The organism is Streptomyces sp. MNU76, from assembly GCF_020982545.1.
Classification (GTDB): Bacteria; Actinomycetota; Actinomycetes; order Streptomycetales; family Streptomycetaceae; genus Streptomyces.
The window spans coordinates 823,790-836,038 of the sequence record NZ_JAJKLK010000001.1 but is presented as its reverse complement, the minus strand read 5'-3'; the positions used below and the strand labels follow the sequence as shown (position 1 = coordinate 836,038).

Here is a 12,249-nt window from a genome sequence, read left to right as displayed (position 1 = left end):
GCTGACGTGCCGCCCGTATGACATCGCGTTGCGTGAGTTTGAAGTGAACCGCGAGTCAACGTCAATACTTTCGAACGATGTCCGACGAGTCGAACAACCGCCTTACCCTGAAGGGAGTTGTCCGATTTGTCGAACAACTCCCTTCAAGGCAAGGCCGATCAACGTCAGGTCCAGGGCGCCACGAGGACGAAGGACCGGCTGGCCCGGTACGAGGCCGTGTTCCGCGAAGGGTCGAGCCACAGCTGGAGGTTGTCCCGGTGACGGAGGTAGCGGCCGGGGTAGTTGTACGACTCCAGGGAGACCGAACCGGCCGTGGAACCGGAACGGGGGCAGAAGGTGGCGTCCTTCCGAAAGATGGCGGATCGGTCGTCGGGGTCCAGCCGGATACGGAAGGCGTAGTGCCGCAGGTACCTGCCCGTGGCGTCCCTGAGTGAGTAGCAGCGGGGGTCGGCCAGGCCGGGGACGAAGGTGAAGACGGCCGCCTGCCGGGTGGCCGCGGAACTGGTGGCGCCGACCGGGGCCAGGATGCCGAGTCGGCCGGACTGACTCACGTAGTCGCCGGGGTTGTCGACCGACCGCAGGGCATGCGGCCCTGAGATCCGCCGCGCCTCCGCCGTCGTGGCCCGGGTCGGCGTCGTGGTCGGCGTCGTGGTCGGTGCTGTGGTCGGCGTTGTGGTCGGTGCTGTGGTCGGTGTCGGTTTCTGTGAGGCGGACGTTCTCGGGGAGGATGGCGGCACGGACGAGGCGGAGGGCGACAGCGGGGCCGCGACGGCGGGCCGCGGGGCCGTCTCCTGTGATCCCGTGGCGGTGTACCAGGCCACTGCGGCAGCCGCGAGCGTGACGGCGCCTGCGACCGCCGTGGCCGCGGGCTTGGCGGCCAGCCTCCCGATCGTCCGCGCCGTACGGCTCGCACCGCTCGCCGTACGCGTGCCCGCGCTTGCGCTTGCGCTTGCGCTTGCGCTTGCGCTTGCGCCGACGGTCGCCCCGGCCGAGCCCTCCCCCAGCGCCCTGGCCAGTACCAGGCCGGCCAGGCCGACCGGCACCGGCACCAGCGCGAGGCCGGCCAGCAGCCTCTCCGCCGGTATCAGGTCGGACGAGTTCAGCAGGCACTGCGGACAGTCGCGGACATGGCGTGCCAGCCGCTTGCGCCACAGCGCGGACGGCCGCCCGTCCCACGAGGCGAGCACGACGGCCAGGACCGGACAGCGCGGCGAGGCCGTCACGGCCCGTACGACGGTGCGCGCCGTCTCCAGCCGTTCCTTGACCCGCTGGATTCGGACCGCCGCGTGCTGCGGTGTGAGGCCACAGGCCGCCGAGAGCTCGCCGCGGGTCAGCTCACCCGCGCTCTCCATCCACCACAGCGAGAGCACCTCACGTTCCTCGTCCTCCAGCCAGCGGGTCGCCTCCACCGCTTCACGCCGCTGGCCCGACAGTGCGAGCCGAAGAATCGTCAGGTCGGAGAAGTCGGCCTGCGGGTCTGCTTCGTGGGCGTTCTCCTCCAGGGATTCCGCAGCGAGCCAGGTGCGCCCTCTGCGCCACCGGTCACGGATCTGCCGCACGGTGATGGCGACGAGCCAGGACCGGAAACGATCCGGTTGCTCCAGTCCGGGCAACCCGTCCAGGACCCGCACCATCGTCTCCTGGACCACGTCGTCGACGTCGCTGTGCCCGTCCAGCGCCCGCCCGACGATGTTGTATACCAACGGCAGACAGTCCCGTACCAGCTGTTCCGAGGCCTGCCGGTCCCCGGCCCGCGCCGCCATGACGACGTCGACGTCCGGCCGTTCCTGCCTGTTCTGGGAGCGCACCTCAGCCCACCGTCCCGTCGTCCTGCCGATGTGTCGAGTGCGACAGTGTGCCAGGAGCGAATCCCGAGGACGGGCGTCGGGTCGCCGCTCAGGTACCGCCCCCGCCTTCGCCCGTTCAGAGTTTTCCGTTATGCGCGACGTGCTGGTGCGTCTCCTGATGCGTAGGACCCCGTTCCGAGCGCAGAGGGAGGCAACGCTGTTCCTGCTGTCTTCACACCTCTTGACACCCGCTTTTACCTCCCTCTAACTTTTGGCCGAATTCACGAACGATGTCCGTCATATCGAACAAAGTCTGGTACGTCGGACCCTTTTGGCTCGCTCCGCGACGTGAAACAAGGATGTCTCTGTCATGAGCGTTGCTCCCCCCTCCGCCGGCGTGGAACCGATCGTCCGCCGGGCGCTCGCCTACGGCGCGACGGCCGGGACGGGTGCGACCGATCCCCTCGCACAGGCAGCCACCACCACCCTCCCGAACCCGCTCGCCAGTTCCGCCGCTGCCACAGACATCAACCCAGTACCCCTTCCCCTCCGTCACGACCAGCGGTTCGCATGGGTCGAGAGCGACGACTGCCACCAGTTCGGAGCCCGCCACGGCGGCAAGTGCGTCAACGACGTCGGCGCCTCGACCACTGACCTGGCCCTGCCCGGACAACGCACCAGCGGCACAGCCACCGGCTTCCAGTGGTCACGCGTCCGGAAGCCCGTTTCCACCCCGTCCCGGCACCCGTAGAAAGACAGGGCACGCACATGCCAAGGCTGCTCACCCGGCTCGCGGCGATATTCTTCGCCGTCGGCCTCTTCTTCACCTCGCAATCCCTGGCCGCACCTCAGCGGGCGGCCGCCGCCGATCCGGGCTACCTGATGCTGCACTTCACCGGGGAGGGGTCGACCGGTCAGCAGATGTACCTCTCGCACAGCGCGGACGGCCTGCACTGGAACGACCTCAACGACGGAGCGCCGATCCTGCGCTCCAACATCGGCACGAAGGGGGTGCGTGACCCCGCACTGGTCCGCTCCCCGGCCGGTGACAAGTACTGGATCATCGCGACCGACCTGTGCTGGGGCTGCGGGTCGACCGTGGACGGCTCCATCAACAACGGCAGCCGCAGCATCGTCGTCTGGGAGTCGACGGACCTGGTCAACTGGTCGCAGCCGTGGCTGCTGAACGTCGCCGGCGCGATCCCCGACGGGCGCAACGCCTGGGCACCGGAGGCGATCTGGAACCCCGCCACCAACGACTACGTCCTGTACTGGGCGACGAACGTGCCCCTCGACGGCAAGACCAAGCACCGCATCTTCTACGCCCGCACCAGCGACTTCCGCACCATCACCACCCCGCAGACCTACATCGACCGCCCCGGCACCCAGGAACTCATCGACACCCAGATCGTCGAAGTCCCGGCCGGCGTCGGCAACTACCGCTACGTACGCGCCTCGGGCGACGGCCAGATCACCATCGAAGGCAGCAACTCGATCCTGGGGACGTGGACCAACCTCGGCAACCTCTCCGGCATCGGCCTGACCGGCGCCCAGGTCGAGGGCCCGATGTGGATGAAGTTCCGCGACCGCAACGAGTGGACCCTCTACCTCGACCAGTACGCCTCCCGCGGCGGATACATGCCGGTCACGACGGCCAACCCCTCCGCCGTCGGCACCTACCAGCTCCCGGCATCGGGCAGCTTCAACCTGGGCGTCAACAAGAAGCGCCACGGCTCGATCCTGAACCTCACGGCCGCCGAGGAGAGCCGCGTGCTCGCCCGCTGGCCCAGCACCCCGGCCAAGCGGCTCCAGTCGTACAACTTCCAGGACCGGTACGTGCGCCACGCCAACTACGACGTCCGCATCGACCAGAACGTCAGCACCAGCCCGGACTCCCAGTTCAGGATCAGGCCCGGCCTGGCGGGCTCCGGCACCGTCTCCTTCGAGTCGGTGAACTTCCCCGGCTACTTCCTGCGGCACGCCAACTACGACTTCCAGCTGGTCCGCAACGACGGCACCGCCCAGTTCGCCGCCGACGCCACCTTCAACCAGGTCGCCGGCCTCGCCGACGCCACCTGGTCCTCATTCCAGTCCTACAACCACCCCGACCGCTACATCCGCCACTACGCCTACCAACTCCGCCTCGACCCCACCACCACCGCGACAGCACGCGGCGACGCCACCTTCCGCGTGACGAACTGATCCTGGAACCAACAGGGATGCCGCATCCCGCGGTGCGGCATCGCCCTGGCGCAGGCCGAGTCGGTGGCGACCGCCAGGGCGAGCCCCGCACACGGCCGCCACCCGAGCACGAAGCGGGGCTCTGCCAGGCGACGGGCCGACGATCCGGCCCAACCGCGGCCAGAGCACCCGAGCACCCGAGCACCAGCGACAACCTCAAGCTCTCAAGAACGAGACGCATCAGCCCTCGACACGCAAATCGAGGCACCCGCAGAAGGACAGGTTTCGTACATGCGCATACTTCTCTCCCGGCTGGCGGCGATACTGGTCGCCGCCTGCCTCCTCTTCACCTCACAGGCGCTGGCCGCACCCGAGCGGGCGGCCGCCGCCGACCCGGGCTACCTGATGACGCACTTCATCGGGGAAGGCTCCAACGGCCAGCAGATCTACTTCTCATACAGCACGGACGGCCTGAACTGGACCGATCTCAACGGCGGCGGCATAGCCCTTCGCTCCACGGTCGGCACGAAGGGGGTGCGCGACCCCGCACTGGTGCGGTCCCCGAACGGTGACAAGTACTGGATCATCGCGACCGACCTGTGCATCAGCTGCGGGCAGAACTGGGAGGCCGCCGTGTACAACGGCAGCCGCAACCTCGTGGTGTGGGAGTCCACGGACCTGATCAACTGGTCGGAGCCGTGGCTGCTCAACGTCGCCGGCGCGATCCCGGACGGGCGCAACGCCTGGGCCGCGGAGGCGCAGTGGGACCCGGCCACCAACAACTACGTCCTGTACTGGGCGACGAACAAGCCCGTCGACGGCGTGAAGAAGCATCGCATCTACTACGCCCACACCAGCGACTTCCGCACCATCACCACCCCGCAGACCTACATCGAGCGCCCCGGCATGCAGGAGATCATCGACACCCAGATCGTCGAGATGCCGGCCGGCGTCGGCAACTACCGCTACGTGCGGGCCTCCGGCGACGGCCAGATCACCATCGAAGGCAGCAACTCGATCCTGGGGACGTGGACCAACCTCGGCAACCTCTCCGGCATCGGCCTGACCGGCGCCCAGGTCGAGGGCCCGATGTGGATGAAGTTCCGCGACCGCAACGAGTGGGCGCTCTACCTCGACCAGTACTCCTCCGGACGCGGTTACATGCCGGTCACGACGACCAACCCCTCCGCCCCCAGCACCTACCAGATTCCGGCGTCGGGAACCTACAACCTGGGCGTCAACAAGAAGCGCCACGGCTCGATCCTGAACCTCACGGCCGCCGAGGAGTCCCGGGTGCTCGCCCGCTGGACCGACATCCCGGCCAAGCGGCTCCAGTCGTTCAACTTCCAGGACCGCTACGTGCGGCACGCCGCCTTCGACGTGCGCATCGACCAGAACATCACCGGCCCCGACGCACAGTTCCGGCTGCGGCCCGGCCTCGCGGGCACCGGCACCGTCTCCTTCGAGTCGGTGAACTACCGCGGCTACTTCCTGCGCCACGCCAACAACGACTTCCAACTGGTCCGCAACGACGGCACCGCCCAGTTCGCCGCGGACGCCACCTTCCGCCAGGTCGCCGGCCTCGCCGACTCCACCTGGTCCTCATTCCAGTCCTACAACCACCCCGACCGCTACATCCGCCACTACGCCTACCAACTGAAGCTCGACCCGATCACCACCGCGACAGGACGCGCCGACGCCACCTTCCGCGTGACGAACTGACCCGACCTCGACAGGGATGCCGGCGCTCTCCTTGAGGCGCCGGCATCCCCTTCCTTTGCTCCCGTGCCCTCCGCGTGAAACCCGGAAAGGAAGTACCGTGATCCTCCGCCATCTCAGGTTGTGGTTGACCGGCGCCGTGGCCCTGCTCACGGCGCTGGCCTGCGCACAGGGCCCCGCCTCCGCGGTGGACGGCCGCCCCGACACGAACCCGCTCAAGTCGGTGAAGGGCGCCGATCCCTGGCTGGAGTACTACGACGGCAACTACTACCTCGTCACGACGACGTTCACCGGCGTCCTGGGCATGCGCGCGAGTCGCCCACCCTCGCCGGCCTCGCCACCGCTCCCAGCGTGCAGATCTGGTCGGACACCACCCCCACCCGCAACTCCAACATCTGGGCCCCGGAGATCCACTTCTCCGACGGCCACTGGTACCTGTACTACAGCGCCGGGCAGAGCGGCACTTCGTGCTGCGGGGCGAACGGCACCCAGCGCACGCACGTCCTGGAGAGCGCCGGCACGGACCCCATGGGCCCCTACACGTACAAGTCCATGATCACCGGCCCCAACCTCTACCCGCCCAACTGGCTGATCGACGCGAGCGTCCTGAAGGTGAACGGCCAGACGTTGGGTCGTGACCTCATCGACGCCGTGTTCGGCGAACAGTTCACTGGCGGCAGCGACGATGCGGTCGAGTTTCTCCTGCTTGTTCCGCTCGCGCCGTCCGACCGACTGGGAGGCGACACACATGGGTGGTGTCCTCGTGCGTTCTGTGTCGCCCGTCGCGGTTGCGGCGGGTCAGCTGCTGCCGATGACGGCCTTGCCGCGGATGCCACCCTGGGACAGGGACTGCAGCGCCTGCGGAGTCTGGTCGAAACCGACCACCTTTCCCACGACCGGACGCACCACGCCCTGGTCGATGAGGGTGGTGATCTGGCGGAGCTGGTCGCCGCTGGCGCGCATGAGCATGAACTCATACGTCACGCCGAGCTTCTTCGCCTGCCTGCGGATCTTGCGGCTCAGGGCGGCGACCCCCAGGCGCAGCAGCGGGTTGAGGCCGGCCTCGCGCGCGAAAGTGGGCTCCGGGGGACCAGCGATCTCGATGGCTTTGCCGCCGGGCTTGAGCACCCGCAGGGACTTCTCGAGAGTCTCCCCACCGAGGCTGTCCAGCACCAGGTCGTAGCCGGTCAGGAGCTGCTCGAAGTCCTGGCTGCGGTAATCGATCACCGTGTCCGCGCCGAGCGCGCGCACGAAGTCCGCGTTGGAACCGCTGGCGGTCGTGGCGACGCTCGCACCGAGGTGCGCGGCGAGCTGGATCGCGATCGAACCGACCCCGCCGGCCCCGGCGTGGATGAGAACCTTCTGCCCGGGCCGCACCTTCCCGCGCTCCACCAGCGCCTGCCACGCCGTGAGCGCCACCAGCGGCAGCGAGCCGGCCTCATTCATGCTGATCGAAGCGGGCTTGAGCGCCAGGTCGCCCTCCGCGACGGCGATGCGCTCGGCGAACGTGCCGATGCGGTCCTGGTCGGGCCGACCGTAGACCTCGTCTCCGGGCTTGAAGCCGCGCACCGCCTTCCCGACGCTGATGACAGTGCCCGCGACGTCGTTGCCCAGGATCAGCGGCAACTTGTAGGGCAGGACCTGCTTCAACTCACCGGCGCGGATCTTCTCATCCAGCTGATTCAGTCCGGCGGCCTCCACCCGGACGAGCACGTCGCGCTCCCCCACGGTGGGCTCGGGGACGTCCGCCTCCTGCAGCGGCTCCTTGTACTTGGTGACGACGAACGCTCGCATGGGGCACTACTCCTTGTCTTCATCCTATTTATCCAGGCGTGAGGCCAGATCAGGACCGGTCGGTCCCGGGGCTCCAATCCCGCTCCACCTGCCCGCAGCCGACCCGGCCGGGGCGGCCGGCGTCAGGCGACGCTCAGGACGATCTTCCCGGTGGTGCGGCCCTGCTCGCCGATCTCGTGCGCCTTCGCGGCCTCGGCCAGCGGGACGACGGTCTCGACCACGGGCGTGAGCGCGCCCCGCTCGGCCAGGGCGGCGATCTCGCGCAGACCCAGGTGGTCGGGCTCGACCAGCATCCACACCGCCCGCACGTGGCCGGGGACGTCGGCGGGGACGTCGGCGGGGCCGGGCAGGGTGATCAGCCGGCCGCCCGGGCGCAGCACCGTCAGGGACCGCTCGGCGTTCTGGCCGCCGAGCCCGTCCAGCACCACGTCCACGTCCCCGACGGCGTCCTCGAAGCGGACCGTGCGGTAGTCGATCACCTCGTCCGCGCCCAGCTGCCGCAGCAGGTCGTGCTTGCCGGCGCTGGCCGTGCCGATGACGTACGCGCCGCGGGCCTTGGCGATCTGCACGGCCAGGTGGCCGACCCCGCCGGCCGCCGCGTGCACCAGCACCCGCTCACCGGCGCGCACCCCGGCGGTGTCCACCAGGGCCTGCCAGGCGGTCAGCGCGGCCAGCGGCAGCGCCGCCGCCTGCACGTGGGTGAGGTTCGCTGGCTTGGGCGCGAGGTGGCGGGCCGGGGCGACGACGTACTCGGCGTAGGCGCCGGCCTGCCGCGGGAACAGCGGCATGCCGTACACCTCGTCCCCGGGGTGGAACATCCCCACGCCCGGTCCGACGGCCTCCACGGTGCCGGAGACGTCCCAGCCGACCGCCGGGACCTCTCCCCACTCGATCAGGGCACCGCTGGCCCGGGTCTTGAAGTCCACCGGGTTCACACCGGCCGCGTGGACCCGCACCAGGACCTCGTTCAGTCCCGGCTCGGGCCGGGCGACCTCACGCTCCACGAGCACTTCCGGTCCGCCCCACTGCTCCACGACCACCGCACGCATGCTGTCCGCCTCACTCTCTTCCGTCTTGATCGGATACCGGCCGTCCGGGCCCTTCCCGGCGCGACGCAGTCCACGATCCGGCATCCGCCCTCACCATGGTGTTGGCTGTCTGGCCACTATGTGACAGGATCTGGCCATGAGTGAGATGCAGTGGCCGTGCACCGACCCCCTCCCCGACCCGAGCGCCGACGCGGCCGGGCGGCACCGCATCGCCGTCCTCGCCCTGCCCGGCGTCCCGCCCTTCGAACTCGGCATCCCCTCCCGCGTCTTCGGCAGCGTCCTGGACGCCGGCTCACGCCCGCTGTACGAGGTCACCGTCTGCACCGCCGACGGCGCCCCGGTCCTCAGCGACGCCGGGTTCACCGTGCAGCCCGCGGCCGGTCCCGAGGCCCTGGCCGCCGCGGACACCGTGATCGTCCCGCCCACGCACGCCATGCCCGAGCTGGGCCGCGGCGGCCCGCTGCCGCCCGAGGTCACCGCGGCCATCGCCGGCATCCGGCCCGGCACCCGCCTGGTGTCCATCTGCGCCGGCTCCTACGTCCTGGCCGCTGCGGGCCTCCTCGACGGCCGGCCCGCCACCACCCACTGGGGCCTCGCTCCCGAGTTCCGCCGCGCCTACCCCCGCGTCAAGGTCGACGAGGAGGTCCTCTTCGTCGACGACGGCGACGTCCTGACCTCCGCGGGCGTCGCCGCCGGCGTCGACCTGTGCCTGCACATGATCCGCCGCGACCACGGCGCCGCCGCCGCCAACCGCGCCGCCCGCATGTGCGTCGTCCCGCCCTGGCGGGACGGCGGCCAGGCCCAGTACATCGACCGCCCGGTGCCCGAACCCACCGTCGGCACCACCACCGCCACCCGCGCCTGGGCCCTGGAACACCTCGGCGAACCCCTCTCCCTGAACCGCCTGGCCGAACACGCCCGGATGAGCCTGCGCTCCTTCACCCGCCGCTTCCGCGACGAGGTCGGCATGACCCCCGTGCAGTGGCTCACCGCGCAACGCCTGGAACTGGCCAAGCAGTTGCTGGAGACCACCGACCTGTCCATCGACCTGGTCGCCCACCGCTGCGGCTTCGGCTCCGCCAACTCCCTGCGCGCCCACATGCGCACCGCCTTCGGCGTCTCACCCGCCTCCTACCGCCGCACCTTCCATACCGACGACCTGGTGGAAGCGGGCGTCTGAGGACACATCAGCGCCGCACATACCCGCTCCGCGGGCCGGCCGGGATCCGCCTGATCGTCCGCTGCCGGTGCCCCCTCCAACGGAGGCCAGCAGCATCATCGCCCGCCGGTAGCGCACCGAACTCGTGCCGCCCCGGCGCACGATCTGCTGCAGCTTCTGCCCCTCGTGGTCGGTCAGTCTGCGCACACGGACGGGCTCGGCCACCGCGCCTCCAGCGGTCGGATCGGATGTCACCGCACATGCAACCGCCACGACCGCCGACCCGGCGAACCTATGCGGGACTTTCGAAACACCCCCTAGCCAGGTCTCGGGCACAGGACCGTCCATGGACGGCGTGTCCCAGCACCGGATGCACCCGCGCCTGGCGGCACACGGCCGGCCCTTGCCGATCAACGTCCGTTCACGACGTTTTCGCTGGTCAGACAGGGTGTGCTATGTCTCCGCCCCTCAGTCTTCGTCAGTCTGTTCCTGTCCTTGCGTCCCAACTGCGTCCCGACACCGCCTGCGGACGGCCGGGGACACTGGGCTGTCGGACGATCACGCCAGCTCGGAGGTGGGTTTCGATCCCGTCGGCAGCGGATTGCCATTCCAATGCACGGAAGCTCCGCCTCGACGATCGAGGCGGAGCCTCTGCGCCCCCTGTCGAAGGGCAGGGGCAGACCCGGCCTACGGCCTGTGAGGCACCGTCGGGGATGTCGGCGACCGCCTCGGCGGCGGTGTCGCGGACTTTGTTCAGTGCAGCCTTTGCAGGTGGTGGCGGGCAATGCGCGTTTCGTGAGGTAGGCCGACGCCGGTCAGACCTGGGTGTGCAGGGGGCCTGAGTTGTAGGTGATCGCGTCGGTGAATGCCTGGGGCAGGTCGAAGGGGTGGCCGGTGGTGTCGGCGTAGGCGCGGTGCAGGTTGAGGACGACGCGTTCCGCGTCGGGCAGGTCGGCGAAGGGGCCGAGGCGGCAGGTGCGCGCCGCTTGCAGGGGTGTGAGGCCGTCGCGCAGGCCGGCCTGGGCTGTGGTGTGTACGAGTCGGTAGTACGCGCGGTGCTGGTCGAGCACCGCCGGCAGGGCGTGTGCGTCGATGACGGGGCCGTGGCCCGGCACCACGTGCTCGGGTGCGAAGGAGGCGATCCAGTCCAGGGATTGCAGGGCGCCGTCCAGGGAGCCCATGAACACCAGCGGGGTGACGCGGTGGAAGAGCAGGTCTCCGGCGAACAGCACGCGTTGTTCGGGGAGCCAGGCGATCAGGTCGCCGCTGGTGTGCGCGGGGTGGCCGGGGTGGAGCAATTCGATCGGGTGGCTGTCGCTGTGCAGGGTGAGTGCGGTGCGGATGGTGAGATCCGGGGCGCGCCGGGTGACCGCGCCCCAGTCGGGTACGGGCTGCCAGATCGGTGGGCAGCCGTCGATGACGGTGTCGGTCAGGATGCCTTCGCGGGTGGCTTCGTGTGCGATGACGACCGTGGTGCGGGGCAGCAGGCTGTTGCCGTGGGTGTGGTCGCCGTGCAGGTGGGTGTTGACCAGGTAGCGGATCGGTGTGCCCGGCGCCGCCCGGCCGACGGCGCCCAGCAGGTCCCGGGTGCGGTTCTCGGTGGCGCAGGTGTCGATGAGGACGGTGTGGTCGTCGGTGGTGACGAACCCGGCGTTGTTGATCCACCAGGAGCCGTCGTGCTGTATCCAGGCGTACACGCCGGGGGCCACGGCGTGGGCGGTGCCTGCCGCGTCCGGTGCCGGGCTCTGGGCGGAGATCATCGGTGGCCTCCGTGGGGTGCGAGGGCGTTCGGGTGCGAGGTGGCCCGCAGATCGCCGACGGGGCGCTCGTCACGCTCGGTCACGCGACAGGTCTGGGTGCCCAGGTGCTCGACGCTGAGGGTGACGGTGTCCCCCGGGGCCAGGGGAGGGTGGACGTCGAACCCGTGGCGTCCCCACAGTTCGGCCAGGCAGCCGCCGCCGCAGGTCCCGGAACCGAGGATGTCGCCGGTGCGGACCTCGGTGCCCCGCGAGGCGTAGGCGACCATCTGGGCGTAGCTGAAGGCCATGTTGCTCCATACGTCCTGGCCGACGACGATGCCGTTGACGGCGGCCGTCATCCGCAGGTTGTAGGCGTTGCCCGCTCGGTAGGGCTCCAGTTCGTCGGGGGTGACGAACACCGGGCCGAGCGTGGTGGCGCTGTCCTTGCCCTTGGCGGGGCCGAGGCGAACCTGCATTTCCGTGAATTGCAGGTCGCGCGCGGACCAGTCGTTCATGAGGACGTATCCGGCGATGTGGGACTCGGCCTCGTCGATGGTCAGGTCTCGGCCGCCTTGCCCGATCACGGCGGCGACCTCGAGTTCGAAGTCGAAGCGTGTGCAGCCCGGCGGGATGCGCACATCGTCCTGCGGGCCGTGGATGGCGTAGGGGTTGGTGAAGTAGAAGGCCGGCGCCTCGTACCACTGCTCGGGCGATCCTGCCTCTGGTCCGCCCAGTTTGGCCACGCCCTCGATGTGGCTCTCGAAGGTCATGAAGTCCCGCACGGTCGGCGGCTGGGGGAATCGGCGCCCGCAGCCTGAGCG

Annotated in this window: 9 protein-coding genes and 2 pseudogenes; 5 read left to right on the top strand and 6 right to left on the bottom strand. The window is 69.8% G+C overall.

Translation table 11 applies throughout. From position 1 onward, the window contains the following. Positions 1 to 164 precede the first annotated feature (164 nt). Positions 165 to 1,808, bottom strand: coding sequence for a sigma-70 family RNA polymerase sigma factor (locus E4N62_RS03625; RefSeq protein WP_230211885.1), 1,644 nt, complete (start codon positions 1,806 to 1,808; stop codon positions 165 to 167). A 349-nt stretch (positions 1,809 to 2,157) separates the two neighbouring features. Between E4N62_RS03625 and E4N62_RS03620 the strand changes: the two genes are divergently transcribed. From E4N62_RS03620 to E4N62_RS03605, 4 genes and pseudogenes are all read left to right on the top strand, one after another. After that, the gene (locus E4N62_RS03620; protein ID WP_230211884.1) at positions 2,158 to 2,538 is read left to right on the top strand and encodes a hypothetical protein; all 381 of its coding nucleotides are present in this window, start codon (positions 2,158 to 2,160) and stop codon (positions 2,536 to 2,538) included. 17 nt (positions 2,539 to 2,555) lie between these two features. After that, positions 2,556 to 3,989: a glycoside hydrolase family 43 protein gene (locus E4N62_RS03615; protein WP_230211883.1), complete on the top strand. Its 1,434-nt coding sequence runs from the start codon at positions 2,556 to 2,558 to the stop codon at positions 3,987 to 3,989. A 270-nt stretch (positions 3,990 to 4,259) separates the two neighbouring features. Then, positions 4,260 to 5,690 (top strand): glycoside hydrolase family 43 protein, encoded by a 1,431-nt coding sequence (locus E4N62_RS03610; protein WP_230211882.1) that lies wholly within the window; start codon positions 4,260 to 4,262, stop codon positions 5,688 to 5,690. A 120-nt stretch (positions 5,691 to 5,810) separates the two neighbouring features. Beyond that, a pseudogene (locus tag E4N62_RS03605) lies at positions 5,811 to 6,248 on the top strand (family 43 glycosylhydrolase); the annotation flags it as partial. 237 nt (positions 6,249 to 6,485) lie between these two features. Here the strand turns inward: E4N62_RS03605 and E4N62_RS03600 are convergent. After that, positions 6,486 to 7,481, bottom strand: a complete 996-nt coding sequence (locus E4N62_RS03600) for an NADP-dependent oxidoreductase (protein ID WP_230211881.1) — start codon at positions 7,479 to 7,481, stop codon at positions 6,486 to 6,488. A 122-nt stretch (positions 7,482 to 7,603) separates the two neighbouring features. Then, positions 7,604 to 8,530, bottom strand: a complete 927-nt coding sequence (locus E4N62_RS03595) for an NADP-dependent oxidoreductase (RefSeq protein WP_230212426.1) — start codon at positions 8,528 to 8,530, stop codon at positions 7,604 to 7,606. Between the two features lie 136 nt (positions 8,531 to 8,666). Between E4N62_RS03595 and E4N62_RS03590 the strand changes: the two genes are divergently transcribed. Next, a complete protein-coding gene (locus tag E4N62_RS03590) occupies positions 8,667 to 9,710 on the top strand; it encodes a GlxA family transcriptional regulator (RefSeq protein ID WP_374116918.1) in 1,044 nt (347 codons plus the stop codon). Positions 9,711 to 9,782: 72 nt separating this feature from the next. Here E4N62_RS03590 and E4N62_RS03585 read toward each other — a convergent pair. From E4N62_RS03585 to E4N62_RS03575, 3 genes and pseudogenes are all read right to left on the bottom strand, one after another. Beyond that, positions 9,783 to 9,914 (bottom strand): annotated as a pseudogene (locus tag E4N62_RS03585) (IS630 family transposase); the annotation flags it as partial. Between the two features lie 590 nt (positions 9,915 to 10,504). Beyond that, the gene (locus tag E4N62_RS03580; protein WP_230211880.1) at positions 10,505 to 11,449 is read right to left on the bottom strand and encodes an MBL fold metallo-hydrolase; all 945 of its coding nucleotides are present in this window, start codon (positions 11,447 to 11,449) and stop codon (positions 10,505 to 10,507) included. Further along, complete coding sequence (locus E4N62_RS03575) at positions 11,446 to 12,198, bottom strand: fumarylacetoacetate hydrolase family protein (RefSeq protein WP_374116917.1); 753 nt, start codon at positions 12,196 to 12,198, stop codon at positions 11,446 to 11,448. Before E4N62_RS03575 ends, E4N62_RS03580 begins: the two co-directional genes overlap by 4 nt. Positions 12,199 to 12,249: the final 51 nt, after the last annotated feature.